This is a genomic window from Kangiella shandongensis, assembly GCF_020005365.1.
Classification (GTDB): domain Bacteria; phylum Pseudomonadota; class Gammaproteobacteria; order Enterobacterales; family Kangiellaceae; genus Kangiella; species Kangiella shandongensis.
In genome coordinates, this window is sequence record NZ_JACNML010000003.1 from 172,064 (window position 1) to 197,274 (window position 25,211).

At 46.4% G+C, this 25,211-nt stretch carries 27 protein-coding genes; 19 read left to right on the forward strand and 8 right to left on the reverse strand.

Going from position 1 to position 25,211, the window contains the following annotated elements:
• Window positions 1-1,728, reverse strand: coding sequence for a pentapeptide repeat-containing protein (locus tag H7708_RS04235; protein WP_223669226.1), 1,728 nt, complete (start codon window positions 1,726-1,728; stop codon window positions 1-3).
• A gap of 140 nt (window positions 1,729-1,868) precedes the next feature.
• Here H7708_RS04235 and H7708_RS04240 point away from each other — a divergent pair, with 140 nt between their 5' ends.
• A complete protein-coding gene (locus tag H7708_RS04240; protein WP_223669227.1) occupies window positions 1,869-2,246 on the forward strand; it encodes a carboxymuconolactone decarboxylase family protein in 378 nt (125 codons plus the stop codon).
• Window positions 2,247-2,249: 3 nt separating this feature from the next.
• Here the strand turns inward: H7708_RS04240 and hda are convergent, their stop codons facing one another.
• Genes hda through H7708_RS04255 form a run of 3 tightly spaced genes read right to left on the reverse strand, consistent with a single transcriptional unit; the run spans window position 2,250 to window position 4,685 of the window.
• Window positions 2,250-2,948 (reverse strand): DnaA regulatory inactivator Hda, encoded by a 699-nt coding sequence (gene hda, locus H7708_RS04245; protein ID WP_223669228.1) that lies wholly within the window; start codon window positions 2,946-2,948, stop codon window positions 2,250-2,252.
• Window positions 2,949-2,973: 25 nt separating this feature from the next.
• Window positions 2,974-3,585, reverse strand: a complete 612-nt coding sequence (locus H7708_RS04250; protein WP_223669229.1) for a CDP-alcohol phosphatidyltransferase family protein — start codon at window positions 3,583-3,585, stop codon at window positions 2,974-2,976.
• 23 nt (window positions 3,586-3,608) lie between these two features.
• A complete protein-coding gene (locus H7708_RS04255; RefSeq protein ID WP_223669230.1) occupies window positions 3,609-4,685 on the reverse strand; it encodes a DUF2066 domain-containing protein in 1,077 nt (358 codons plus the stop codon).
• A gap of 283 nt (window positions 4,686-4,968) precedes the next feature.
• On the opposite strand from H7708_RS04255, the gene H7708_RS04260 reads away from it, so the two are divergent.
• From H7708_RS04260 to H7708_RS04285, 6 genes are all read left to right on the forward strand, one after another.
• Window positions 4,969-5,556 carry a hypoxanthine-guanine phosphoribosyltransferase gene (locus H7708_RS04260; protein ID WP_223669231.1) on the forward strand — a complete coding sequence of 196 codons (588 nt, stop codon included), beginning with the start codon at window positions 4,969-4,971 and terminating at the stop codon, window positions 5,554-5,556.
• A 167-nt stretch (window positions 5,557-5,723) separates the two neighbouring features.
• Window positions 5,724-6,389: an OmpA family protein gene (locus tag H7708_RS04265; protein WP_223669232.1), complete on the forward strand. Its 666-nt coding sequence runs from the start codon at window positions 5,724-5,726 to the stop codon at window positions 6,387-6,389.
• A gap of 125 nt (window positions 6,390-6,514) precedes the next feature.
• Window positions 6,515-7,552, forward strand: a complete 1,038-nt coding sequence (gene purM, locus H7708_RS04270; RefSeq protein WP_223669233.1) for a phosphoribosylformylglycinamidine cyclo-ligase — start codon at window positions 6,515-6,517, stop codon at window positions 7,550-7,552.
• Window positions 7,553-7,569: 17 nt separating this feature from the next.
• Window positions 7,570-8,214: a phosphoribosylglycinamide formyltransferase gene (gene purN, locus H7708_RS04275; protein WP_223669234.1), complete on the forward strand. Its 645-nt coding sequence runs from the start codon at window positions 7,570-7,572 to the stop codon at window positions 8,212-8,214.
• Window positions 8,168-8,920, forward strand: a complete 753-nt coding sequence (locus tag H7708_RS04280; RefSeq protein ID WP_223669235.1) for a DUF3108 domain-containing protein — start codon at window positions 8,168-8,170, stop codon at window positions 8,918-8,920. The genes purN and H7708_RS04280 overlap by 47 nt, the downstream gene beginning before the upstream one ends.
• A gap of 28 nt (window positions 8,921-8,948) precedes the next feature.
• Window positions 8,949-9,356 (forward strand): hypothetical protein, encoded by a 408-nt coding sequence (locus tag H7708_RS04285; protein WP_223669236.1) that lies wholly within the window; start codon window positions 8,949-8,951, stop codon window positions 9,354-9,356.
• Between the two features lie 44 nt (window positions 9,357-9,400).
• Here the strand turns inward: H7708_RS04285 and dcd are convergent, their stop codons facing one another.
• Both dcd and apbC read right to left on the reverse strand, forming a co-directional pair.
• Entirely contained in the window at window positions 9,401-9,967 is a 567-nt protein-coding gene (dcd, locus tag H7708_RS04290) for a dCTP deaminase (protein ID WP_223669237.1), read from the reverse strand.
• Between the two features lie 168 nt (window positions 9,968-10,135).
• Window positions 10,136-11,224, reverse strand: coding sequence for an iron-sulfur cluster carrier protein ApbC (gene apbC / locus H7708_RS04295; protein WP_223669238.1), 1,089 nt, complete (start codon window positions 11,222-11,224; stop codon window positions 10,136-10,138).
• A 267-nt stretch (window positions 11,225-11,491) separates the two neighbouring features.
• Here apbC and metG point away from each other — a divergent pair, with 267 nt between their 5' ends.
• Together metG and H7708_RS04305 are read left to right on the forward strand one after the other, a co-directional pair.
• Window positions 11,492-13,549, forward strand: a complete 2,058-nt coding sequence (gene metG, locus H7708_RS04300) for a methionine--tRNA ligase (protein ID WP_223669239.1) — start codon at window positions 11,492-11,494, stop codon at window positions 13,547-13,549.
• 86 nt (window positions 13,550-13,635) lie between these two features.
• Complete coding sequence (locus tag H7708_RS04305; protein ID WP_223669240.1) at window positions 13,636-14,172, forward strand: hypothetical protein; 537 nt, start codon at window positions 13,636-13,638, stop codon at window positions 14,170-14,172.
• Window positions 14,173-14,457: 285 nt separating this feature from the next.
• Here H7708_RS04305 and ggt read toward each other — a convergent pair whose 3' ends face one another.
• Window positions 14,458-16,185, reverse strand: coding sequence for a gamma-glutamyltransferase (gene ggt / locus H7708_RS04310; RefSeq protein WP_223669241.1), 1,728 nt, complete (start codon window positions 16,183-16,185; stop codon window positions 14,458-14,460).
• A 156-nt stretch (window positions 16,186-16,341) separates the two neighbouring features.
• Here ggt and H7708_RS04315 point away from each other — a divergent pair, with 156 nt between their 5' ends.
• From H7708_RS04315 to H7708_RS04325, 3 genes are read left to right on the forward strand one after another with little or no spacing between them, the layout of a single operon-like run.
• Window positions 16,342-16,623, forward strand: a complete 282-nt coding sequence (locus tag H7708_RS04315; RefSeq protein ID WP_223669242.1) for a chorismate mutase — start codon at window positions 16,342-16,344, stop codon at window positions 16,621-16,623.
• 1 nt (window position 16,624) lies between these two features.
• Window positions 16,625-17,614 carry a ubiquinone anaerobic biosynthesis protein UbiU gene (gene ubiU / locus H7708_RS04320; protein ID WP_223669243.1) on the forward strand — a complete coding sequence of 330 codons (990 nt, stop codon included), beginning with the start codon at window positions 16,625-16,627 and terminating at the stop codon, window positions 17,612-17,614.
• Between the two features lie 13 nt (window positions 17,615-17,627).
• Entirely contained in the window at window positions 17,628-18,530 is a 903-nt protein-coding gene (locus tag H7708_RS04325) for a U32 family peptidase (RefSeq protein ID WP_223669244.1), read from the forward strand.
• Between the two features lie 36 nt (window positions 18,531-18,566).
• Here H7708_RS04325 and ubiT read toward each other — a convergent pair whose 3' ends face one another.
• A complete protein-coding gene (gene ubiT / locus H7708_RS04330) occupies window positions 18,567-19,106 on the reverse strand; it encodes a ubiquinone anaerobic biosynthesis accessory factor UbiT (protein WP_223669245.1) in 540 nt (179 codons plus the stop codon).
• A 209-nt stretch (window positions 19,107-19,315) separates the two neighbouring features.
• Here ubiT and rsxA point away from each other — a divergent pair, with 209 nt between their 5' ends.
• Genes rsxA through nth form a run of 7 tightly spaced genes read left to right on the forward strand, consistent with a single transcriptional unit; the run spans window position 19,316 to window position 25,128 of the window.
• Window positions 19,316-19,897 (forward strand): electron transport complex subunit RsxA, encoded by a 582-nt coding sequence (rsxA, locus tag H7708_RS04335; RefSeq protein WP_223669246.1) that lies wholly within the window; start codon window positions 19,316-19,318, stop codon window positions 19,895-19,897.
• Between the two features lie 9 nt (window positions 19,898-19,906).
• Window positions 19,907-20,473: an electron transport complex subunit RsxB gene (gene rsxB / locus H7708_RS04340; RefSeq protein WP_223669247.1), complete on the forward strand. Its 567-nt coding sequence runs from the start codon at window positions 19,907-19,909 to the stop codon at window positions 20,471-20,473.
• Window positions 20,473-22,062, forward strand: coding sequence for an electron transport complex subunit RsxC (gene rsxC / locus H7708_RS04345; protein WP_223669248.1), 1,590 nt, complete (start codon window positions 20,473-20,475; stop codon window positions 22,060-22,062). Before rsxB ends, rsxC begins: the two co-directional genes overlap by 1 nt.
• A gap of 10 nt (window positions 22,063-22,072) precedes the next feature.
• Window positions 22,073-23,137: an electron transport complex subunit RsxD gene (gene rsxD / locus H7708_RS04350; protein WP_223669249.1), complete on the forward strand. Its 1,065-nt coding sequence runs from the start codon at window positions 22,073-22,075 to the stop codon at window positions 23,135-23,137.
• Window positions 23,137-23,802: an electron transport complex subunit RsxG gene (gene rsxG, locus H7708_RS04355; RefSeq protein ID WP_223669250.1), complete on the forward strand. Its 666-nt coding sequence runs from the start codon at window positions 23,137-23,139 to the stop codon at window positions 23,800-23,802. Before rsxD ends, rsxG begins: the two co-directional genes overlap by 1 nt.
• On the forward strand, window positions 23,799-24,506 hold the full coding sequence (locus H7708_RS04360) for an electron transport complex subunit E (protein WP_223669251.1): 708 nt from the start codon (window positions 23,799-23,801) through the stop codon (window positions 24,504-24,506). Before rsxG ends, H7708_RS04360 begins: the two co-directional genes overlap by 4 nt.
• Window positions 24,493-25,128 (forward strand): endonuclease III, encoded by a 636-nt coding sequence (nth, locus tag H7708_RS04365; protein ID WP_223669252.1) that lies wholly within the window; start codon window positions 24,493-24,495, stop codon window positions 25,126-25,128. The genes H7708_RS04360 and nth overlap by 14 nt, the downstream gene beginning before the upstream one ends.
• Window positions 25,129-25,211: the final 83 nt, after the last annotated feature.

The window sequence follows — 25,211 nt, forward strand, 5'->3', positions numbered from 1 at the left end:
TTAAGACTCCGATTCCAGCAATGAGCTATAGCAAACAATGGTATCACCTGCCTGCTTCTCTCCTACGGCTTTTTTCAGTGCCAGGCGATGTTCGGTGAAATTGAATGGTGCATCCGACTGAATCGCATAATGACGCACATTCTCTGATACAAGCACCTGACCAGGATCGGCCATCGACTCCAGGCGAGCAGCGAAATTAATGGCATCACCCTCAATGTCCAGCTGTTCGGTAATTTCATTATGAGTTATTTTGACTTCACCAATATCCAAGCCAATGCGCAGAGAGAAGCCAGCACCGGCTAATACCCGTTGCATCATAGCTGCACACTGCAAAGAATGCTCAACGGACTGGAAAGTCGCACGTAACGAGTCGCCTTCCATATTCGGGTAGCTGGCGTGCCACTTTTTTAACACGGGTTTTAATAAACCTCGGAACAGCGATAACTTGTCGGTACGCTCGTCTTCGTTCCAGTTTGAAAAACCTTTTAAGTCAGTAAATAAAACCGCCAGGCGACGCGTTTTAGCATCACTGTCAATTTCCGACAGCTCAAGCAGTTTCGGCCAGTACTTATCTTTTATCGCCTGTAATGACTCTCGGATTGCAAACTGTAATTTTCGCTCAGACTGTAAACTAATCTGGATTGATTGCAGCTTGTCAGCTTCTTGCTGCAAACTGGTTTCCAGTACTGATGGATTTAACCCTCCGGTATCTTCAACCACCAAAATAGCACGAGTATCGCCAGGCTCATTGCGAATATCTCGAATACGCAACTTACAGCCCCAATAGCTTGCTTCCAGGTGTTCGATAAAGAAAGGCAGCGTTGCCAAATCCTGGTAGGACAGCATACGCTGATAGCGTAAAGTAAAGGTTACTTTGTCAGAGAAGAGTTTTTCAAACTGATGTGGTGAGTAATGAGTAAAATCTCGCCCTCTCTGATCCCAGCTGGCATGTGAACATTCAATATTACGTATCGACCAGCCTTTAGTTTGAACCTGCCATAACTTGCTGGAGCTCAGCTTCGCCCCATCCAACTTAGCCTTACACAAATTTGCACTGCGTAGGTCTGCCCCTTGTAAATTAACTTTAGATAAATTAAATCCAGCCAGGTTTTGTGAAGCAAGATTAACATTACTGAGGTTCGATTTTTTTAATAAGACACCATCAATATTACAGTTCGATAAATCGACGTCTGATAAATTTGCAGCAGTCAGATTGGTATCTCGCAGGTTGACGCGCTCCATCTTGGCACCAATCAGTTTTGCACCCTGCATATCCAACCCTTCCAGATTTTGCCCACGCAGATCGGCGCCACTTAAGTTTGCTTCACGTAAATCCTGTCCACGTAAGTCGTGGTCACGCAAATCCACATTCGACAAATCGGTCCGATAACAGATCGCCGTCAACAAATTAGCATGCAATAGGTTGGCATGACTTAAATTGGCCTGCTTTAGGTTGGCAGCAATTAACTTAGCATTGGATAAATTACAATAACACAGGTTGGCGTTGGTTAAATTACTGGCGATTAATACCGCATTTTTTAAATCCGCATAAGCGATATTGGTACCGACAAAGCTCGCCTCTGATAAATCACAGTCAGATAAATCCAAGCCACGCAGATCCAGACCATCAAAAACAACATCTTCTTTTGAGTTTTCTTTGCGCCAGCGGTTCCACGCGTCAGCACCTTGTACTAATATTTTATAGAGTTTACTATTCGCTTCACTCATTGAGCAACATTCCTCACAGCTCCCCAGACCACTTCCCTTTATACCACAGATATGTATCTTAAAACAGCATGAGAGCTGCTTTTACTTGTGCTTATAAATCAGGTTTGTACAATGACTTTTTTACATTTTGGATTATGATTATGGCAGACCAATTTGAGCACCCTTTTGAACAATTCAGAGCAGAACGCGAGGCGGGAAATGAGAAAGCGCTGGATACCGACAGCTTATTGATTAAACGCTTTTTTGGCTTGGATAAAACCGCATATGGAGAGGGCCAACTGGACAGCGCCACCAAAGAACTACTTGGCTTAGTCGCATCAATGGTTTTGCGTTGCAATGACTGCATTGACTATCACCTCGAACAATCCGTCAAACAGGGCTGGTCAAAGGAGCAACTGGACGAAGCCATGGGTGTTGCGATGCTGGTCGGAGGCTCCATCGTTATTCCTCATCTGCGACACGCAAAAAGCAGTTTAGAGTTCCTGTTTGAAGAGCAGGAGCAATCTAACCAGAGCTAACAATTATAAATCCAGTACCTGCTTAACGAACGGAATCGTTAGGCGACGCTTAGCCTGCAATGATGCGTGATCGAGCTTTTCCAGCATGTCCAGAAGGTATGGAAGATCGCGCTGTTGCCGCGATAAAAGAAAGTTTGCCACCTCTTCCGTTAACTCAAGCCCTCTTTCTTCGGCTTTCTTCTGTAGCAGTACACGCTTGTCGTCATCCGGTAAAGGCTGAATCGCATGGATCAGCATCGCGCTGAGTCGCGACTTTAAGTCCTGTAAACTGACGTCGAGTTGTTGCGGTGGCAAGCGTCCGGCTATGATGAGTGTTTTATCGTGCTCTTTCAGCTGATTGTAGAGATTAAAGAAAGCCGTTTCCCAGGCTTTGTCCCCTAAGCAATGCTCAATGCCATCGAGACAGATAGCGTCAAAGCTGGCCAGACCGTCAACCATCGCCGGTACTAACTGGATATTATCCAAGGGTAAGTAAGCCACCAGACGCTGTGGAAATAACTCCGAATAGCGATGAGTAAAAGCTTGTAATAAATGAGTACGGCCTGTGCCAGGCTCACCATAGAGGTAAACAAACTCATTATTACCCGACGCCACCGTTTCTAGCAATGAGATTAACTGTTGATTAGGCTCACCTGCTCCGGCTACAAAGTTTCCAAACGTAGCATCTGCTTTAATTTCTATATCGAGAGGTAACTGCTGCATAATGATTATTCTGACGGCTTATTGCTCAGCTTTTCTCGATGGCCTGTTTTTTACTCTGATTATCGGTTTTATATCCTTTTGCAGAGCCTTCAGCGTTTCGGTTTCGGTAGTGAGAAAAACCCAGCCATAAATAATGTACGCCACTGACTACACAGGTGACAATTACTGCAACTTCCAAGCCACTTAGCAACATCTCAGGCAGCCCAAACCACCCCAAATGAACCAGCTCCAGAAGCACCAGTAGGATAAGTAAGGCTGTATTCCACTTTGAAATAATACTTGGCCTCATTTCGTAAGGCCCAACCAAATAATGATAGCTCGTAGCTCCGCCAACGATCAGGATGTCCCGGCCAGTAGAAATCCAAAATAATGTCCAGGAAATGTGGCCTTTCATGACCAGCAGTAGTAGAGCGACAAACAACAATATCTTGTCCGCCAGAGGATCAGTAATAGAGCCAAAGCGACTTTGCCAATTAAAACGCTTGGCCAGCAAACCGTCCAAACCGTCAGAAACACCAGCAATAAGGAAAATTATTACTGCTGCAGTATAGTCCTGGTGCCAAGTAAAATAGGCAAATGGTATAATCAATACCACTCGCAATAGTGTAATAATGTTTGGAAGTAAGTTTAAACCCATGTTTTTGTTAACTTATTTTTATTTTAAGGCATTCCCCAAATAAAATGGAAGTCACCTCTTAAACTGTCAGTTGACTCAAAGCCGAAATCCGGACGTTGTAAATTATTTCCTAATGTTATCGCTTCGATCAAGTTTTGTGGAGCAGTTAGTGATTCTACTTTAAACAGGACCGTGTCGCCAGCAACTTCCACTGCACTGGCGGATTTAACCATGGCTAAGGAGTTAAGAAACTTCTGCAAACCGGCAAAAGACTCAAAATCTCTCAGATTCTCCACCGATATCAACACTTCCTGAGCATGTTCAGATAATACGACAGCGAGCTTTGAGGATAGAGTATCAGCCACACGATTTACAGCAGCATTCATTGCTTCATAAGACGTCATTCCAACCGTTGAGAAGCGCTCGCTGCGCCCCTGAATACTGATCAGCCAACTGCCCTGCCACTGCCCATTACTTTTCGATAACTGCCCGGCGACCCAGTAATCACGCGCATAACGCTCACTTGCCGATTCGATAGGCTCTTCAAAGCGTCCCCAAACATCGGTGACTTCCAAAGCGGCTTGATCATCAATGTCCATCAAAGGCAAGGAAACAGGTAACCCTCGACTGTCAGCCGCTATTTCCAGCCCCGCACTGATAAAAGCCGTTTCCTCGCTGGCAATACGTCTTTGTCCATTACTTTCATAAGCAACCCAAAAAATACCAGATGGACGCTCTTCCCCCCAAATTGGCTGTGATGCCTGTTTTAGAGCTCTCAATATCGCCGCTTTATCAAACGTTCCCTTCAATAAAAGCGGCTTTTCATAAATCATCTGTTCTGCCGCGGATAATTTCTGGTAAGAGTATCGACGAAGGTATTGCTCCGCATTCGCCACAACATTTTTGATCGATGGAGAGCGTAACACCTCTCGACTGCCACTCACTCGGATTAGAGCTTGCTCAAAACTCTTTTTTATCGCCTGCGCGCGAATGGCCGATGACTGGCTCTCAACAGGCCAGACCGCAGTGTATAAACCGTAAACTTTCTCGGCTTGACTTGTCTGGTTAAATAAAGCAAAAGCAAGCAATGCAACGAGAACGAGCTTTAAGGGTTGAGCCATATCCTTTCAATCCTGAGTATTTCAATTATCGTGAGTTTATTTGCTGATATGAAACGTATCCTATATCCAGCTGTAGTTCTGTGCTTACTATTTCAAAAACACAATAAACTCATGATTTATGAATGAGTTGTCAGTATTTTATCAGCTTTTTTAATTGACGCTAGAAATAGTGGCAAATATTAAAGTTTATTACGCTTGTGTCTATATTTTCAGAAATGGCTCGAAGCTTCCTGCCAAGTTATTTATACTATAGCCTCAGTTAAACGGTTATGCAGAAGCATACATGAACCAACCAGAACAACAACCTGACACTTTATCAAGCACCAGTATTCTCACCGATGCTGAAGTTGTTATCGGTGAAGCCACCATTGAAAGAGCAATCCTTCAGTTAGCTGACGCCCTTAATCACCGTTACAGCAGCGCCCCCTATCAAAATAGTGTCATAACCGTCTTCTGCATCATGAACGGCGGCTTATATTTCTCAGGACAGCTCTTAAAGCACCTCACTTTCCCACTGAAAGTTGATTATCTGCATGCCACTCGCTACGGCGATAAAACCCGAGGCTCAACGCTAAACTGGTTTAAAACACCAACAGAAAAAGATACCAAAGGTCAGCATGTCTTGCTGTTAGACGATATTTTCGATGAAGGTCTGACCCTCGAAGCGATAGATACAGAATGTCGCCATTTAGGAGCCCTTTCGGTTAATTCAGCAGTACTCACCGACAAGCAGCATAAGCGCAAACCAGTCAGCGGCTTTAAGCCGGACTTTATTGGTCTTGATGTTGAAGATCGCTACATTTTTGGCTGTGGAATGGACTATAAGGGCCTATGGAGAAACTTGCCGGCAATTTACGCTCTTAAGTCCTAACACCTTGAAATTGTGTAAATTCTGTTAGCTTTTTGAGGCTTACGTCACATAAAACTCTTACAATCTAAGCAATAGTGAATTGCAGTTGCTAATATTAAATTCAGTTTTGATTCACTTAACCTGTTTATACTGAATCTACATTTTGGGGAAACACGAGGATATTACAAATGAGACAGTTTACCTCTATCAAAAAAAGTTTAACCGTTGCGACTTTAGCTGCTCTTGTAGCTTCAGGTTGTACCGTTCTCGATCCGTACACTGGTGAAGAAAAGACCAGTAAAGCAGTAAAATATGGTGCTGCTGGCGCTGTTGTTTGTGGCTTGATTGGTGCGACAAAAAACAGTAAATATGCTCGAAATGCTGCTTTAGGCTGTGGTGCGATTGGTGCTGGTGTTGGTGCCTACATGGACCATCAGGAAGCAGAACTGCGCGAAGAACTTGCAGGTACTGGCGTTGGTATCCAACGAGACGGCGATAGAATTCAGCTAATTATGCCGGGTGATATCACCTTTGATACCGATCGTCACGATGTTAGTGCTGACTTTTACCCGGTCTTAGACTCTGTTGCAAAAGTACTTTATAAGTACGTTGATACAGACCTGGAAGTCGCCGGTTTCACAGATTCTGTGGGTGCTGATGCGTACAACCAGGAACTTTCAGAGAAACGTGCATCTAGCGTTGCCAGCTACCTGCGTCAACGTGAAATTCAGGCTGGTCGCCTGCACGTTAAAGGTTTTGGTGAGCGCTACCCTATCGCGCCAAACGAAACCGCCCAAGGTCGGGCACAGAACCGCCGAGTGGAGCTAACCATTATTCCACAGGAACCACGTTAAAAGCTTTTCCCTTTTAGCAAGAAAAGCGGCTTCGGCCGCTTTTTTATCGCTTGTTGCTTTCTATCAACGCCCGCTTCTAGTAAAATTGCTCCTTTAATTTCAAGCCATCAGTTTTAGGATTTTCAATGAGCGACAAAAAGTCACTAAGTTATAAAGACGCCGGTGTGGATATTGATGCTGGAAATGCATTGGTCGACCGTATCAAAGACGTATGTAAAAAGACCCATCGTCCAGAAGTACTGGGTAATATTGGCGGCTTCGGTGCTCTGTTTGATCTTCCTCGCGGCTACGAAGAGCCTGCATTGGTTGCTGGTACTGATGGCGTTGGTACGAAATTACGTTTAGCGCTCGACTTAAACAAACACGACACGGTCGGCATCGACCTCGTAGCTATGTGTGTTAATGACCTGATCGTACAAGGGGCTGAGCCGTTATTCTTCCTCGACTATTACGCTACCGGCAAACTGGATGTCGACGTTGCTTCTGACGTAGTCACCGGTATTGCAGAAGGCTGTCAGCAGTCGGGCTGCTCTCTGATTGGCGGTGAAACGGCTGAAATGCCAGGCATGTACGAAGGTGATGATTATGACCTTGCTGGCTTCTGTGTTGGTATCGTTGATAAAAAGAAAATTATTGATGGCGGTAAAGTAAAGTCTGGCGATGTGTTGCTAGGTCTGGCTTCAAGCGGTCCTCACTCTAACGGTTATTCATTGATCCGTAAAATTCTTGAAGTCAGTGAGACTGATATTAATGCAGAATTTGAAGATGGGAAAACGCTGGGCGAAACCCTTCTTGAGCCAACCCGCATTTATGTAAAGCCACTGCTACGCCTGTTCAAAGAAGTCGAAGTCAAAGCACTATCTCATATTACTGGCGGTGGTTTACAGGAAAACCTGCCTCGTGTACTCCCAAAGAAGAGTAAAGCGGTTATCAATACCAATGCCTGGAGTATGCCGAAGGTATTCCAATGGTTACAGCAAGAAGGCAACGTTGACCGTTTGGAAATGTACCGCACATTTAACTGTGGTATCGGTATGGTGCTGGTTGTTGGCAAAGACGACGCCGAACGTGCTAAAGATATGCTGCAGATGATGGGTGAGAAAGTATACACCATAGGTCGCGTGGAAGCTCGTTCTGAAGACGAAGAAGCCGTTGTTCTTTAAGCTAAATAGGCAAAGCTTTGATACAATCAACATCCGTAGAGTCTAACTCTGCACGTATCGTTGTCCTTATTTCAGGAAGTGGCTCCAACTTACAGGCACTGATCGATGCCGTCGATATGGGCGCCATCAATGGTGAAATTGCAGCGGTTATCAGCAATAAACCTGGCGTTTATGGTCTGGACAGGGCAAAGAAAGCAGAGATACCTGCCGTTGTCATCGACCATCGTGACTACGATGGTCGCGCAGCATTCGAAGCTGAGCTTAGTAAAACTATTAATAGCTTTTCCCCCGATCTAATTGTTCTTGCCGGCTTTATGCGTATTTTGAATTCAGAGTTCGTTCAGCCATACGAAGGTAAGATGCTGAATATCCATCCATCCTTATTACCGAAGTATAAAGGCTTGCATACTCATAGGCGGGCATTGGAAAATGGTGACAAGGAACACGGAGTGAGCGTGCATTTTGTGACTGCCGAGCTTGATGGAGGCCCAGTCATCGCACAACGTAAAGTTAAGGTGGAAAACAGTGATACAGAGCAAAGTTTACAAGAAAAAGTTCGCCAGCAGGAACATCAGCTCTACCCGGAAGTGGTCGCCTGGTTCTGCAGCAAACGCCTTGAGTATAAGAACGGGCAAGCCTTCTTTGACGGTGAAGCGCTTTAGTCTACTGTCATTTATTGCTGTCATTGCAGCAACTCTAATTACAGCTCCAGCCAAAGCCGCAGAAACCTCACTAACGGCTCTAAAACCCTACTCTATTCAATATAAAGTTGTGCACGATGGCGACGAAGTCGGTACCGCCTCCCGCAAGTTAACCGAACTGACTAACGGGCAATGGCAAATAGCTATGGAGTCAGACATCAGCTACTACTTTTTGTCTGACGAACGCAAAGAAAGTAGTCGCTTTGAAGTTCAGGATGGTCAGGTTTTTCCTATCGTCTACCAACGTCTGGCGGAAACCAGCTTGCGTTCTGACAGGAATATTGTGCAAAACTTTGACTGGGACAACATGATTGAGCAAGGCTCATATCAGGGTGACCAGTGGACTCAGCCGTTGAAGCCGGGCTACCTGGATCAGCTCACTCAGATGCTATTAATCCGTGAACACCTCTTAACGCAGAAACCGATCCCAGCGATAGATATCAGCTACCGTGGCAGCATCCGCCACCACGAATTCAAAGTTCTGGGGCAGGAGACTATTCAAACGGATAAAGGCCCCGTCGAAACCGCAAAGGTTCAGCTCAACGAAACCAAGCGCGAACGTCAAACCAACTTCTGGTTCGCTCTGGAGCACGATATGCTGCCAATGCAGGTACAACGTATCAAAGAAGGTGAAGAGCAAGCTAAACTGATTGCCGTGGACTGGTGATTAATTGAAACAATCAAAAGGAGCTTTTATGAATAAGATACTTACCATCATAATGGCAATGGCTGTTACCGGTGCAGCTTACGCAGGTAGTTACGACAGAGACGCCCTCACGGTGGATAAAACTGTCGAGCAGGATCTCGAGTTTCAATTCCCCAATGATGACAGTATCCAACCAGAAATAAGTGACTTTGCAGTACTGAACTACGTCACTATGAGCAATGAGTACGGCGAACGTAAAGTCGTCATCACCTTACAAAACACCTCAACAGGCAACCGAATTTTCACTAACGACCAAGTCATGGCGTTATATGCCAATGGCTCTCGCCGTGTAGCACATGAAGAACGAATTAGCTTTAAAGGAAAAGAGACTCAAACATTGACGTTAAGTTTTGCTGCCAGCAAATACCCTATACTGAAAGTTTATACACGCCATTAGGAGTATGGGAAGCTGGACGGGCTCCAGCTTCTTGTCAGAACACCTTAAGTCTTCGGTAATGTAACTCCGCGCTGGCCCTGGTATTTACCGCCGCGATCTTTGTAGGAGGTTTCGCACACTTCGTCTGATTCGTAGAATAACATTTGCGCCACGCCTTCATTGGCGTAGATTTTTGCAGGTAGCGGCGTGGTATTTGAGAACTCAAGCGTGACGTGCCCTTCCCACTCAGGCTCTAACGGCGTGACGTTAACGATAATACCGCATCGGGCATAAGTCGACTTCCCAAGACACACTGTCAATACGCTGCGTGGAATACGGAAATACTCAACGGTGCTCGCCAGAGCAAAAGAGTTCGGCGGAATAATGCAGACATCACTCTTAACATCGACAAAACTGTTCTCATCGAAACTCTTTGGATCGACGACGCTGGAGTGAACGTTGGTAAAGATTTTAAAGTGATCGGAACAACGCACATCGTAGCCGTAACTTGATGTTCCGTAAGACACAATCTTTTGATCGTTGACATGACGAACCTGGCCCGGCTCGTATGGCTCAATCATCCCCTCATTTTCCGCCATACGACGGATCCACTTATCTGATTTTATGCTCATAGTGTATTTACTCTATTTTTAATTTTATCTTTCTACAATGTCTTGCATCAAAATGTGAATTTTTGCTCTAGAATATGAAAGCGACGCACGGAGAGCAGGAATATATACTAAATACGACTGCTCGAGTACGCAAAGCTGACAAAACTATAGCGCAAAAAGGCCATTTTGTTAGGTATTTTCAATACTTATTGATGGAAAGCTCGCCTTATAATCCTTCGATTCTAACGACAGTTTCGCTGTCATGCGTTGCGCAATATCAAGATAACGTTGAGTTACCTCCGACTCTGGCTCTTTCACCACTGTCGGCTCTCCTGCGTCCGTCTGTTCACGAATATTCAGCGACAGAGGTAAACTACCCAAGAGCTCAACACCAATCTCTTTAGCTAAGGCATCGCCACCACCATGACCGAAAATATGTTCCTCATGACCACAGTTAGAGCAGGTATGCGTTGCCATATTTTCTACCACACCCAGCACCGGAACGGAGACTTTATTAAACATGGTCACGGCTTTACGCGCATCCGACAGGGCGATATCTTGCGGTGTTGTCACCACCACTGCTGCTGTCACGGGAATCTTCTGCGCCATAGTCAGCTGAATATCGCCGGTTCCTGGCGGTAAATCAATAATTAAGTAATCCAAATCGTTCCATTGGGTATCGTTAATGAGCTGCTGCAGGGCGCCGCTCGCCATCGGGCCACGCCATACCATGGCCTGCTCTGGCTTCACCAGATAACCAATTGACATCGACTGTAGGCCATGACTTTCAATCGGCATTATTGTCTTCTTATCCAGTGTTTCCGGATTCTTACCCTGGGTTCCCAACATAATTGGCATGCTTGGACCGTAAATATCCGCATCTAACACACCAACATTGGCTCCCAGAGCCCTTAAAGCCAGCGCGAGATTAACGGAAGTGGTCGATTTGCCGACACCGCCTTTACCCGATGCAACTGCAATAATATTCTTAACGTTGGGCATTGCCTGGACTTTAGCCGGATGAACGTGGGCATCCACGCGCCAACTGATATTCAGTTCATAAGTCACTGAATCATCCTGTTGCTTTAAGTAATCAGCCAGGTCACGTTCTAACTGCTGCTGGTATTGACCCAGTGGAAAGCCCAACTTAATGGAAACCCGTGCTGTGTTATCAGAGAGTTCTATATTTTTCAAGGCCTTAGACTCAACTAAGTCTTCGTTTAATAACGGGTCCCGGTATTGAGAAAGGTATTCGCGGATTTGCTGTTCAGTAGCCATAAATTCCGGTAGTCGATAAATTTCTTAAGTGTCCCAAAGTCTAAGTCTTTTACGGGATAAAACCAAGGCCACAGAGCTTATTTGTTGTTGTTTTTCACTTTTGTTCGATAAATGGGGCCGGTTAGTGGCTTCATTCAAAAATGTTGATGTCAGGTACACCGTTTTGGTTAAGATTCTAACCAATTAATTAATGAAAAATCAGCCTAAAACCAGTAAGATTCACCGCTACAACTGTAATTAATGATTTGAATCGACGAAGAACCGTTCATGACTGCTGAAAACCAAAACGAGCAACGTAAAATCTTAGTCACCAGTGCACTACCATATGCCAATGGTGATATTCACATTGGCCACCTCCTGGAGTATGTGCAAACCGATATCTGGGTACGCTTTCAGAAATCGCGTGGTCATCAATGTATTTATGTCTGTGCCGACGACACTCATGGTACACCAGTCATGCTGCGAGCACAGAAAGAAGGCAAAACTCCCGAAGAGTTCATTCAGGAAAGTCACGCTGCTCATGACAAAGACTTTGCGGACGCTTTGATTGGTTTCGATAATTTCTACAGCACGCACAGCGACGAGTCGAAGGAATTAACTCAGGGTATTTACCTGAAACTGAAAGAGAATGGTCATATCAGCTCGAAAACGATTAATCAGCTGTATGATCCAGAAAAGAATATGTTCCTGCCGGATCGCTTTGTTAAAGGTACCTGCCCGAAGTGCGGCTCAGAAGATCAGTACGGCGACAACTGCGATAACTGTGGTGCAACATATACCCCAGCAGAGCTTAAAAACCCAAAGTCTGCAGTATCCGGCGCTACCCCTATCACTAAAGAATCAGAACACTTTTTCTTTGACTTAAAAGAATTCGAAGGGTTCTTACGCGACTGGTTAAGCTCAGGAACGCGAGAAAGCGTTTCTCATGTGCAACCTGAAGTTCAAAATAAAATGAACGAATGGCTGGGCGATTTACGTCAGTGGGACATTTCACGCGACGCACCCTACTTTGGCTGGGAAATTCCCGGTGAAGAAGGTAAATACTTCTATGTATGGCTCGACGCGCCGATTGGCTATATGGCCAGTTTCAAAAACCTTTGCGACAAGCGCGATGATCTAAACTTTGAGGATTTCTGGGGTAAGGATAGTGATGCCGAGGTTTATCACTTTATTGGTAAAGACATTATCTATTTCCATACCCTGTTCTGGCCATCGGTGCTGAGTGGCGCAGGTTACCGTACTCCTAGCGCGGTATGGGCACACGGCTTTGTTACCGTCAACGGCAACAAAATGTCAAAGTCCAAAGGCACCTTCATCAAGGCTAGAACTTACCTTGAGCACTTCCGTCCAGAATTCCTGCGTTATTATTATGCTGCGAAATTATCAAGCCGCATTGATGACTTCGATTTAAATCTGGAAGACTTTGTTCAGCGTGTGAATTCCGACTTAGTGGGTAAACTGGTTAATATAGCCAGCCGCTGCTCAGGCTTTATTACCAAGCAATTTGATAGCAAGCTGAGTGACTCCGTCATTGAGCCTGAGTTAATGAACGAATTTACCAATGCTTCTGCAGAACTGGCTCAGCATTATGAAAACCGTGAGTTTGGTCGTGCTGTAAAGCAGATCATGGCACTGGCCGATAAAGCCAACGCCTATATTGCCAATGAAGAGCCCTGGAAGCTGGTTAAAAATGACGATACCAGAGAGCGGGCACATCAGGTGTGTAGTCTCGGTATTAACATGTTTAAGGTGCTCACCGCTTATTTAGCACCGATCCTGCCGCAATTAGCAGGCAAGGTTCAGGACTTCCTGAAACTGGATAACCTAAACTGGGCCAGCTCGCAAGCAGTACTCACAGGCCATGAAATCAATAAATTCAAACCGCTGATGCAGCGCATCGACATGAAACAGGTTGAAGCCATGATTGAAGACTCTAAAGAAGATTTGCAGGAAGAGGCTAAACTGGACGAGCCACAGCTGGACGAGCCAATTAAAGACGAAATTCAGTTCGGCGACTTCGACAAGATTGATTTGCGAATCGCTAAGATCGCAAAGGCTGAGCACGTTGAAGGAGCTGATAAGCTGTTAAAACTTCAGTTGGACTTAGGCCAGGGCGTAACCAAGCAGGTTTTTGCTGGTATTAAATCTGCCTATAACCCAGAAGATCTGGAAGGCAAGCTAACCGTGATGGTAGCGAACCTGGCTCCACGCAAAATGCGCTTCGGCCTTTCCGAAGGCATGGTGCTGGCAGCAGGCCCTGGCGGCAAGGATCTATGGATTATGAATCCAGATGAAGGCGCACAACCCGGCATGCGTGTAAAATAAGTTCAACTACACAAAAGACAGAGTATCGCTTAAGATACTCTGTCTAACCATAAGACCTATAACATTAATACAAGAGCTGCGAAACCATGATTAATGACTCCACAGAACCGATGAAGCTTGAGGCTGAAACCGTCATTACCACCTTTGAGAACTATGGTGAGGCGTGGGGCTTGTATATTGGCTTAACGCTTTTGTTGGCAGGTCTGGTATGGTTGAGTTTCCGTAAGCAACACTTCCTGCTGAAGTGGCTTTTAACCTCGATTGTGCTGGCTGGAGCCCTGTGTTTCGGTCATCCCGCCGAGAACGTCGAGACCTACTCCCCACTGATTCTTAATACCATGGTCGAGCTGTTCGATGGTAATAAAGCCCAGTTCTTCAGTGACATTAAATTTATTGCCATGATCTGGGGTATCCTATTTTTATTTGGCACATCAATATGGCTACTGATTCGTTACTTGCGTAAAAATAACGGTAATGGAGAGAAGCCTCATAATAATTCAGAAAAGCCAGACAAAAGTTCAAAAGAAGAAAAATTGATGGCGACCGAAGGGAGTCCCCACAAGGAGGGAGGCCCTGCCCGTGGTGCTACACCTGTTGAGCCAACCATTGGCGATGATGTATAGGTCAACTCCTCACTATAGATCGTGCTTCTACTGGGCGTGTCAAAACTCTAACCCATTGGTTAGCGCCAACTGTCCCCTTAGATTGAGCTAATCTGATCCAACAATACATAGTCAAAGTTGTGACCATCGGTCCCTTCCGGAAGACGCGCTGTAAACTCTGGTGTGGAATATATTTTAGGACTGGCTTAGACGTAACCTCAATATCGGGCTCGATTCTCTTTGGTTCCTTTCCCTTGCACAAATAAAAGAAAGGAACTCGATGAATGTCGAAACGATACTGGGAAGCTAGTAGCCCGCAGCCTTTGCATTGGGCCGTCTTGGGTCAGAGCTACCATAAATATAGTCTTCTATCTGGATCGATTGAGTGCTACCCATGGTTCTCGAATCATACAACTCATAACCTCTTTCTTCGAGCAATTCCCGAGTATCCTGGTTAATCGCAGGTTCGACGAAAATACGATCCGGTAACCACTGGTGATGGAACCTGGGGGTATGGGTTGCTTCGGCCACGTTCATGCCATGGTCAACAAAGTTAACCACCATTTGCAATACGGTCGTGATAATACGGCTACCGCCCGGGCTTCCGGTTACCAGCTTTAAATCACCCTCCTTAAACACCATGGTTGGAGTCATCGAGCTTAACGGGCGCTTTCCAGGTTCAATAGCATTCGCTTCACCACCGATCAAACCATAGGCGTTTGGCGTGCCAGGTTTCGCAGAAAAGTCATCCATTTCATTATTCAATAAAATACCAGTACCTTCAGCAACAATGCCAGAACCATACGAAAAGTTCAGGGTATAGGTATTGGAAACCGCATTCCCCCAATGATCGACTACTGAGAAGTGGGTCGTATCGGGGCTTTCATATTTTGGAGCTGTTCCTGCATTGATTTCACTTGAGGCTGTTACTTGCCCAACACTGATTTTCTCAGCGATTTTTTTAGCATAGCTTTTACTCGTCAGCCAATCAATCGGGACATCATAAAAGTTAGTGTCACCCAGGTGCTTGCTTCTATCTGCGTAAGCATATTTCATTGCCTCAGACATAAGGTTGATACTATCTGCGGTGGCAACACCGAAATCTGATAATGGGAAGTGTTCCAACACATTTAACATCTGGAGCAGGTGAACTCCGCCAGAGCTGGCAGGAGGCATGGTTACGACAGTGTGATCGCGATATTCTCCGCTCAGAGGTTGACGAATAACTGGCTTATAGTTAGCCAAGTCCTCAGCGGTTATAATTCCGCCATTCTTTTCCATATCCGCGACTATTTTTTTTGCAATCTCACCCTGATAAAAAGCCTTAGCGCCTTCTTTTTGAAGTAGTTTCAATGACCATGCTAAATCGTTTTGTTTTAACACGTCACCAGCTTGATAATGATCACCACCCTCTTTATAAAAGATTTTGCTGGTCGCAGGGATCTTTCCCATATAAGTGCTGCGGCGACTCAGCTGGTTCGCCAAGTCCCAATTCACAACAAAGCCTTCCTCCGCCAGACGAATCGCAGGCTCAATAACTTCAGACCACTCCATCGTGCCATACTGTTGTTGCGCTAGATATAAACCAGCAACCGTGCCGGGAACGCCTGCCGATAGTCGGCTAAAGCGCGCTTTTTGTTTATCAACGGTACCGTCGCTACCCAAAAACAACTCTCGATGCGCCGCCTGCGGTGCAACTTCGCGGTAATCAATTGCGACGGTTTTATTTTCTTCTGCCAGATGGACCAACATAAAGCCACCACCACCGAGATTCCCGGCTCGCGGAAGAACAACTGCCAAGACTAACCCCGTAGCTACTGCGGCATCGACCGCATTACCACCCTGCTTCAAAATACTCACTCCAACATCACTGGCAAGATGTTGCTGCGAAGCCACCATGCCATGCTTAGCGACCACAGGGTGGTGGATACTTTCATAGTCAATAATGGCTGGGCCTTCTTTGGCATTTAGCGAAGAAACGCCGGAGCCTAAAGCAATAAGAGCGGTACTGACAATACTGGTTAATAGTTTCATAACTTTGGTAGTTGTTATAAAAGAATGAAGACAGTCTACCCGTCATTGATGCTCAGTAAAAGGTGTACCAGATTAAATTCAAATTGACTCACATCAATGGTTCACCCAAGTGAAACCCATAAAATAAGCAACATCCAGAATAACTGACCCAATACCATGCAAGCGCTTGAAGCCATCCGTCAACAGATAGATAAACTCGACCTTGAGCTACTGGAAGTACTAAGAAAGCGAGCAATTGAAATTGATAAGCTGAACCAGATAAAGCAGGCAGCAAAACAACAAGCTTACGATGCAAAACGTGAGCACGATATTTTGAATCGTATACAAAGTGATAATAAATCTCTCTATAACACTGCTGAAATCTGCTCGATTTATAAATCAATTTTTAAAGCCAGCATCATCCTTCAGCATCGCCTGAGACAACCAACAGAGGATTAGCATGGATCTTGTCTGTCCGGCTGGTAACTTCCAGTCATTAAAAAAAGCCGTCGATAATGGTGCTAATGCGGTTTATATCGGCATGAAGAATGCCACCAATGCCCGGCATTTTGCAGGTCTTAACTTTTCACCTAAAGACATTAGCCAGGGTATTAAGTACGCTCATAATAACAAGTGTAACGTTTACTGCGCCATCAATACCTATCCCCGACAGAAAAACTGGAAGCTATGGGCTCAAGCAGTTGATCAAGCGATGGCTCTTGGGATAGATAGTCTTATTGTAGCCGATTGTGGCGTAATGGATTACATCCGGCAAAAGTCGGATAGCTTTCCCATTCACCTTTCGGTACAGGCGTCAGCGACCAACCTCGAATCATTAAACTTTTATCATCAAAACTTCGGCATTCGGCGCGCCGTTCTGCCGCGAGTGCTATCGCTGGCTCAGGTCACTCAGCTGGCGCAACAGTCTCCGGTCGAGATCGAAGTATTTGGTTTTGGGAGTCTGTGCATTATGGCCGAAGGCCGTTGCTATTTATCCTCTTATTTAACCGGCGAATCACCCAACACCCAGGGCGTCTGCTCCCCTTCTTCTCACGTACGCTGGGAAGAGCAGGACGGTGTATTACAGTCACGCCTGAACAACTTACTGATAGACCAGTATGAACCACACGAAAATGCCGGTTACCCGACGCTGTGCAAAGGCAGGTTTGAGGTCGATGGGAATGTCGAGTATGCGCTGGAAGAGCCGACGAGCTTGAATACCATGGATATTTTACCCGAGCTTACCGCAGCAGGAGTCGCTGCCGTAAAAATTGAAGGAAGACAACGCAGCCCCGCATACATCGCCACAGTAACAGATATCTGGCGACGCGCAATGGATGCAGTCCAAGATAAGACAGCATCCCCAACGTCAGCCGATCGTCATAAACTCGCCAGCCTGTCTGAGGGCAGGCAAACCACCATTGGCGCTTACGAGCGCAGCTGGCAATAGACAGGAAATGCCTATGAAGACCTCGCTTGCTGCTGTTCCTTATTTCTGGAGCAAAGACCAGTATCAGGCCTTTTACGCCGATGTGACTCAAACTGATATCGACACGGTTTACCTTGGTGAAACCGTCTGCTCAAAGCGCCGAAGCATGAAACTCAAGGACTGGCTTGATGTTGCCGAGACACTCACGAGTTCCGGTAAAGAAGTCGTGCTTTCTACGATGACACTGCTCGAAGCAGAATCAGAATTAAACTATTTGCGTAACCTCATCAAGCAAAGCGACTTGCTAATTGAAGCCAATGATATGTCGGCCATTCAGATGGCATACGAAGCAAAGCGCCCCTTTGCTGCAGGCAACCCCATTAATATTTATAACAGCCAAACCTTAAAGCGACTCCATGGACTGGGGATGACTCGATGGAATATTCCAGTCGAGCTGGGACAGGAAGATATAGTTCCCATAGTGCCTACCGCTAAGGAACTGAATATAGAACTCGAATATCAAATCTTCGGTAGAATGCCGCTCGCCTATTCCGCAAGATGCTTTACCGCACGGCATCATGGTTTACCCAAGGATAACTGCCAATTTAAATGCTCGGAAGATATTGAGGGTATTTTAGTGAACACTCGTGAAAGCGATAGTTTTGCTCAAATCAATGGTATTCAAACCCAGTCCGCCAAAGTGACCCACCTGCTCGATCACTGGCAGCGACTTCACCAATCCGGTATCGACATTGCCCGTATTGTACCGGTAACTCCAGAAACCACACTAGAGGTTATTCGTAGTCTGACACAGGCCATTCGCCAGAACTCGAAAGAAACCGGTTTTGAGGATACAGGCAGTGGAAAAACTAACCGCGAATATTGTAACGGCTACTGGTTTCAGTTAGCTGGTTTAGAGCTGGTCGATGCTACTTAGATGCAAAAAAATAAAAGCCAACACCCGCCGAACCAACTAACTCTCCTGAGTTTGATTGGACGTTCTGGCGTAAATCGCCATTAACTGACGTGCAATCTTAGGGATGGTTTCTGGCGGGAGTGTATCCAGAGTGTTTTTTACACGATGTGCCAGTTCTGTATCACCACGAATACTGAGTTTTCTTTGAAAGAATAAGGTATCGGGGTCCACCATTTGTTGCATTAATTCGATAGCACTCAGTGAATCAATAGCCAGTGCAGCGTCAAGCTGACTTTCAGTTTCCTGTTCGCAGCAAATGATGTCATAACAGTAAAGCCTCGATGAGTCGTAGCCAATTAACAGCATAACCTTGGCATCCTTTATTTCAATGCCCAGCGTCCTGCCTTCGAGATATTGAAACTCACCGTCGGTTAACTGCTGTTGTAAGCGGCTATTTAACACCCATTCGGTTAACTTGATACTGATGATCTTAGGCACTGCAGTCACCAGACGTCCAAGGTTAGATGGACTGATCAGCTGTTGAGTAATGGACTGTGCCAGCCTCGTTGGCACGGCCATTGGCTTCGATGAATTCATGGCAATTTATTTACTGAAATAAAATGAATAGTAGCAAAGCCTTTGAAATAAAACGCATGACCTGGATCATTGATTACCAATAAAGCGGGGGACGCTTTTATCCGAGGTTGTTTCAACCCGAGCTATCTAGCATAATATAGGAACTATAGAGACCTATTTAGATTTTTCAAAAGTCTAACGAAAACAAACCGTTAAGGCGTTTATTGTTCATGGGCGATTATTTACTGCTCTTTATTGGTACCGTATTAGTCAACAACTTTGTGTTGGTGAAGTTTTTGGGACTGTGCCCCTTTATGGGCGTGTCCGGAAAACTGGAAACCGCGATTGGCATGTCCGTCGCCACCACCTTTGTTCTGACCCTGGCATCGGCACTGAGCTACATCGTGAATACCTATATTCTGGCTCCCATGGGCATGGAGTATTTACAGACGCTATCGTTTATTCTGGTCATTGCCGTCATGGTGCAGCTGACCGAAATGATTATTCATAAAACCAGCCCTATTTTGTATCGACTACTGGGGATTTTCTTGCCCTTGATTACCACCAACTGTGCGGTCCTCGGCGTTGCCCTGTTAAACGTCAACGAACAGCATAACTTTATCGAGTCCGTAATATACGGTTTCGGTGCAGCGGTTGGTTTTTCACTGGTACTGGTTCTTTTTGCCGCGATGCGCGAACGGCTTGCTGCAGCCGACGTTCCGCTACCATTTAAAGGTGCGTCAATCGCCATGATTACCGCCGGTCTTATGTCGTTAGCCTTTATGGGCTTTTCTGGCCTGGTCAAGCTGTAAGGTTATCCTATGGATTTAATTACCGCGGTAATCATACTGGCAGCTCTCGGCTTGGTCTTTGGAGCCATACTGGGCTTTGCCTCAATCAAATTTAAAGTCGAAGGCGATCCCATCGTTGAGCAGATTGACGATATTTTGCCCCAAACTCAATGCGGTCAATGCGGCTACCCGGGCTGTAAACCATACGCAGAAGCAATTGCCAACGGCGATGAAATCAACAAGTGCCCACCCGGTGGCGAAGCCGGAGTCAAAGCCCTGGCAGAGCTTCTGGGCCGCGAAGTGATCCCACTGGATGAAGAACGTGGCGAAGAAAAGCCTCCAAGTGTCGCCTATATCCGCGAGGACGAGTGTATTGGTTGTACTAAATGCATCCAGGCCTGTCCGGTAGATGCGATCCTCGGCGCTCCCAAACTAATGCATACCGTCATTATTGATGAATGCACCGGTTGCGACCTATGCGTCGAACCCTGTCCAGTGGATTGCATTGATATGATCGAATTACCGCAAACCGTGGCTAGCTGGAAGTGGCAACAGCCCGAACAGATGATTCCGGTGAAACAGGTGGAGGCTAACTAGTGGAACGTTCAAACTTTGCCTCTGAGATACCGATCCATGAAATACCGGGTGGTATTCACCCCACTGAGCATAAAACTCGCTCCAATCAGGCGGCAATCCGCACACTTCCCCTGGCCGGTGAGCTGATTATTAACCTTAAGGGGCAAGCCGGCAACCGCTCCATTCCCGTGGTCGAGGTTGGTGATAAGGTTCTCAAAGGGCAGATGATCGCCGAATGCGACGGTATTTTCAGTAGCTATCAACACGCCCCGACTTCAGGCACCGTAACGGCTATCGAAGATCGTACTATCGCCCACCCGTCAGGCTTGAGCGATCGCTGTATCGTGATTCAGCCCGATGGCGAAGACCAGTGGCGCGAACTCAGCCCACAAACCAACATTGACTCACTTGATCGTGAGGCCATGCTGGCCCGGATATTTGAAAGCGGTATTGTTGGTTTAGGCGGGGCCTCTTTTCCGAGCCACGTTAAGTTAAAACGCGAAAATGGAATCCATACCCTGATTATAAACGCGGCCGAATGTGAACCGTATATCACTTGTGACGATAAACTATTACAGGAACATGCTGAAGAAGTTCTCAAGGGGACGGAGATCATCAGCAAACTGTATGCCGACATTAATATTGTCATTGGCATTGAGGATAACAAACCGGCTGCCATAGATGCTTTAGCAGCGGCCCGCGAGAGCTTAAGCCTGAGTAACATAAAAATTGCCGTAGTACCGACCAAGTATCCAAGTGGCGGCGAAAAGCAGTTAATCCAGTTATTAACTGGCAAGGAAGTTCCGCACGGTAAATTACCCGCCGATCTGGGACTGGTGATGCACAATGTTGGTACCTGCTTTGCAATTTACGAGGCTTTTTATCAGGGCAAACCGCTAATCCAGAGGCTCGTGACTCTGACTGGCGACGCCTGCCAAAAGCCTGGGAACTACTGGGTTCCCTTTGGCACTCCGGTCGAGCACCTAATCACTCAAACCGATGCACAGTCACCCAAACATATCATCATGGGTGGCCCCATGATGGGCTTCGAATTACCGGGCCCAAATGTTGGCATCGTTAAAGCCACTAACTGTATTATCATGTCAGCAGAAGGCGAACTGGGGATAAGCGAGCCAGCCCTGCCCTGCATCCGCTGCGGTGCCTGTATGGATGCCTGTCCCGCCTCGCTGCTGCCTCAGCAGCTATTCTGGCACGCGCAAGCCGATGAGTTTGATAAAACTGAAGAGTATGATCTGTTTGACTGCATAGAGTGTGGTGCCTGTGCCTACGTCTGCCCAAGCCATATTCCTCTGGTACAGTATTACCGCTACGCCAAGTCGACGATTCGAAATAACAAGATAGAAAAAACCAAAGCGGAAAAGGCCCGACAGAGACACGAAGCTCGCCAGGAACGACTGGAGCGTGTTAAACGTGAAAAGGCTGAAAAACATCGTAAGGCAGCCGAAGCTCGCAAAAAAGCGGCTGAGGCAGCGGGCAAGAAAGATGAGAAGAAAGCTGCCGTACAGGCGGCTTTAGCTCGCGTGCAGGCGAAGAAAAAAGCGCAGCAGGCTGATGACAAAGACGACTCAGCTTCCGGGGAAGAATCATAAGGGTTTATGCATGAAAGCATTATCATCACCATACGATAAAAAGACTAACTCGGTCACCCAGATGATGCTCTGGGTTGTTGGAGCCACGCTACCCGGTGTGTTTGCCCTGGTCTATTTTTTTGGAATTGGCGTTATCGCCAATATCATGATCGCCTGTACAACGGCTTTAGCCACAGAAAGCCTCATTCTCCGGCTCCGCCAACGCCCTGTCGCCCCCATCCTGTGGGATGGCAGCGCTTTTGTTACCGCCTGGTTATTAGCGCTTGCTTTGCCGCCTTTGTTACCTTGGTGGATGACGGTGTTAGGCACTGCTTTTGCCATCGTTTTTGCCAAGCATGTCTACGGTGGTCTGGGTAATAATATCTTTAACCCTGCAATGGTCGGTTATGTTCTGTTGCTTATTTCATTTCCGCTGGAAATGACCACCTGGTTACCACCACAGGAATTAGCTGCCAACCCGGTTGGTGTCGCCGATACCATCAGTATTATATTTTCCGGACAAGCTTCAAATGCGGCGACAGTTGATATGCTCAAACAAGGAGTCGATGGCTACACCATGGCGACGCCTCTGGACCATATCAAAACGCAACTGGCGCAAGGCTACCGTCTTCCTGAAGCTGAGTCAGCCCCAATTATTGAAGGGTTATCTGGTGTTGGCTGGCAATGGGTTAATCTCACCTTTTTACTCGGTGGCCTGGCATTAATCCTGAAGAAGGTCATTGGCTGGCAGATCCCTCTCTCCGTCTTACTCGGTATGGGCATCGTTTCCCTGCCACTGTTTTTTGCTAACAGTGATCAGTACCTATTCCCGATGTTCCATGGCTTCGCCGGGGCAACGATGTTAGGAGCATTCTTTATCGCAACGGACCCAGTCACGGCATCTACCACACCTAAAGGTCGCTGGATTTTCGGACTCGGAATAGGTGCTATTACGATCCTTATCAGAACTTTCGGTGGTTATCCTGATGCCATAGCATTTGCCGTTCTCCTGATGAACATGGCGGTACCGATGATTGATTACTACACCAAAACCCGCACTTACGGACATGCCAATAAAGCTAAGGAGCTTCGCTGATGTTAGCCAAAGTCATTAGCAAAAACGGCCTGATCCTGGCAATCTTCGCGGCGGTTTGCGTGGGGTTAATTGCGGTTACTTACTTTATTACTCGAGACACTATTGCCAGCGAAATGAAAGCAGCACTGGCACGCACCTTAGATCAACTGGTGCCTGCATCCGCCTATGATAATGATGTGCATCATGACTGTACACTTATCCCAACCGGCTCCGAACTGGGCAACCAGACTCCACTTGAGGTATATCGCATGCGCAAGGAGCAACAGCCTGTAGCGGTAGTAATGGAAACTGTCGCGCCAAACGGCTATAGCGGTAACATCAGTCTCGTCGTTGGTATTTATCATAACGGCACCCTGGCCGGTGTCCGCGCAACGGATCATAAAGAAACGCCAGGCTTAGGCGACAAAGTTGACGTTAACAAAAGTGACTGGGTTTTAAGCTTCGAAGGATTGTCGCTGGGTACCCCTCCCGTTGAGCAGTGGCAGGTCAAAAAAGATGGTGGTGTATTCGATGCCTTTACCGGCGCAACTATTACTCCCCGAGCCGTAGTCGAACAGGTCGCTAAAACGTTACAATATTTTGAGCAACACAAAGCAACCCTGTTCAGCTCATCTACTAATTGCGGCGTTGAAACTGCAAATCCCGAAGCTGAGTCAACCTTATGAGTGATATAGAAAATAAAACTATCATAAAGAACGGTCTGTGGGATAATAACCCCGCTCTGGTCCAGTTGCTGGGTCTGTGTCCTTTACTGGCCGTCAGTAATACCTTTATTAACGGGCTAGGATTAGGGCTCGCCACACTCTTGGTTCTGGCCGGCTCTAACGCTTCAGTGTCTTTAGTGCGTCACTTTATCCCTAAAGATATCCGCATACCGATATTTGTCATGATGATTGCCAGCTTTGTGACCAATATTGGCCTGTTGATGCATGCTTTTACTTACGATCTGTATCTCACACTGGGAATTTTTATCCCGCTGATTGTGACGAATTGTGCCATTATCGGCCGCGCCGAAGCTTTTGCTTCAAAAAATACCTTCTTCCCATCCCTACTGGACGGGCTAATGCAGGGACTCGGCTTTACCGCGGTGCTATGCACCTTGGGAGCTCTTCGAGAAGTAATTGGTCAAGGCACACTTTTCTCAGGAGCCGAACAATTACTAGGCGACTGGGCCTCCTCTCTTGAAGTATCATTTTATTTAACGGACGCTAAGTTCCTCTTTGCGATCCTGCCGCCCGGAGCCTTTGTTGCACTGGGTATATTGATTGCACTGAAAAATACGATAGACTCTAGAGCCGCAGAAAAAACAAAACAACGAACCAATAGTCAAAATATCAGTGGGGATACTGTTACCAATGAATCAAGCTAAGCGGCAAGAAATCTTTGAGCGTTTAAGAGAACACAACCCAAATCCACAAACTGAACTGGAGTACAACTCAACGTTTGAACTGTTAATCGCGGTCATACTGTCCGCGCAGGCGACGGATGTTGGCGTGAATAAAGCCACTCGAAAACTATATCCAGTGGCCAATACGCCGGAGGCTATCTACGACCTGGGTGAAGAGGGTTTAAAGGAATACATCAAAACCATTGGCCTCTTTAACAGCAAAGCCAAAAACGTCATTTCCTGCTGCAAGGATTTAATTGAAAAACATAACTCGGTCGTGCCGGATAATCGAAAAGAGCTGGAAGCCTTAGCCGGCGTCGGTCGAAAAACTGCTAATGTGGTGCTCAACACAGCCTTCAGACAACCCGCCATGGCTGTCGATACACATATCTTTCGCGTTTCAAACCGAACTAAAATCGCCCCAGGTAAAACCGTTCGCAAGGTTGAAGATGCCCTGCTTAAATTCGTCCCTAAAGAGTTTTTGCTTGATGCACACCACTGGCTGATTCTGCATGGACGTTATACCTGTACAGCACGGAAACCTCGCTGCGGCTCCTGTATCATTGAAGACTTGTGTGAATATAAAGATAAAACCAGTGATTAACAGAATTAAAGAACTGCTCTTATCTCTTGGCTAAAATTTGATCAAAAAGTGATATTTCCCCCTGTTTTGTTATACTCGGGCGC

Bases quoted from the DNA above. Each gene is read 5' to 3' on its own strand.
- H7708_RS04235 (WP_223669226.1), bottom strand. From the start codon at position 1,728: ATGAGTGAAGCGAATAGTAAACTCTATAAAATATTAGTACAAGGTGCT.
- H7708_RS04240 (WP_223669227.1), top strand. From the start codon at position 1,869: ATGGCAGACCAATTTGAGCACCCTTTTGAACAATTCAGAGCAGAACGC.
- hda (WP_223669228.1), bottom strand. From the start codon at position 2,948: ATGCAGCAGTTACCTCTCGATATAGAAATTAAAGCAGATGCTACGTTT.
- H7708_RS04250 (WP_223669229.1), bottom strand. From the start codon at position 3,585: ATGGGTTTAAACTTACTTCCAAACATTATTACACTATTGCGAGTGGTA.
- H7708_RS04255 (WP_223669230.1), bottom strand. From the start codon at position 4,685: ATGGCTCAACCCTTAAAGCTCGTTCTCGTTGCATTGCTTGCTTTTGCT.
- H7708_RS04260 (WP_223669231.1), top strand. From the start codon at position 4,969: ATGAACCAACCAGAACAACAACCTGACACTTTATCAAGCACCAGTATT.
- H7708_RS04265 (WP_223669232.1), top strand. From the start codon at position 5,724: ATGAGACAGTTTACCTCTATCAAAAAAAGTTTAACCGTTGCGACTTTA.
- purM (WP_223669233.1), top strand. From the start codon at position 6,515: ATGAGCGACAAAAAGTCACTAAGTTATAAAGACGCCGGTGTGGATATT.
- H7708_RS04285 (WP_223669236.1), top strand. From the start codon at position 8,949: ATGAATAAGATACTTACCATCATAATGGCAATGGCTGTTACCGGTGCA.
- dcd (WP_223669237.1), bottom strand. From the start codon at position 9,967: ATGAGCATAAAATCAGATAAGTGGATCCGTCGTATGGCGGAAAATGAG.
- apbC (WP_223669238.1), bottom strand. From the start codon at position 11,224: ATGGCTACTGAACAGCAAATCCGCGAATACCTTTCTCAATACCGGGAC.
- metG (WP_223669239.1), top strand. From the start codon at position 11,492: ATGACTGCTGAAAACCAAAACGAGCAACGTAAAATCTTAGTCACCAGT.
- H7708_RS04305 (WP_223669240.1), top strand. From the start codon at position 13,636: ATGATTAATGACTCCACAGAACCGATGAAGCTTGAGGCTGAAACCGTC.
- ggt (WP_223669241.1), bottom strand. From the start codon at position 16,185: ATGAAACTATTAACCAGTATTGTCAGTACCGCTCTTATTGCTTTAGGC.
- H7708_RS04315 (WP_223669242.1), top strand. From the start codon at position 16,342: ATGCAAGCGCTTGAAGCCATCCGTCAACAGATAGATAAACTCGACCTT.
- ubiU (WP_223669243.1), top strand. From the start codon at position 16,625: ATGGATCTTGTCTGTCCGGCTGGTAACTTCCAGTCATTAAAAAAAGCC.
- H7708_RS04325 (WP_223669244.1), top strand. From the start codon at position 17,628: ATGAAGACCTCGCTTGCTGCTGTTCCTTATTTCTGGAGCAAAGACCAG.
- ubiT (WP_223669245.1), bottom strand. From the start codon at position 19,106: ATGAATTCATCGAAGCCAATGGCCGTGCCAACGAGGCTGGCACAGTCC.
- rsxA (WP_223669246.1), top strand. From the start codon at position 19,316: ATGGGCGATTATTTACTGCTCTTTATTGGTACCGTATTAGTCAACAAC.
- rsxB (WP_223669247.1), top strand. From the start codon at position 19,907: ATGGATTTAATTACCGCGGTAATCATACTGGCAGCTCTCGGCTTGGTC.
- rsxD (WP_223669249.1), top strand. From the start codon at position 22,073: ATGAAAGCATTATCATCACCATACGATAAAAAGACTAACTCGGTCACC.
- rsxG (WP_223669250.1), top strand. From the start codon at position 23,137: ATGTTAGCCAAAGTCATTAGCAAAAACGGCCTGATCCTGGCAATCTTC.
- H7708_RS04360 (WP_223669251.1), top strand. From the start codon at position 23,799: ATGAGTGATATAGAAAATAAAACTATCATAAAGAACGGTCTGTGGGAT.
- nth (WP_223669252.1), top strand. From the start codon at position 24,493: ATGAATCAAGCTAAGCGGCAAGAAATCTTTGAGCGTTTAAGAGAACAC.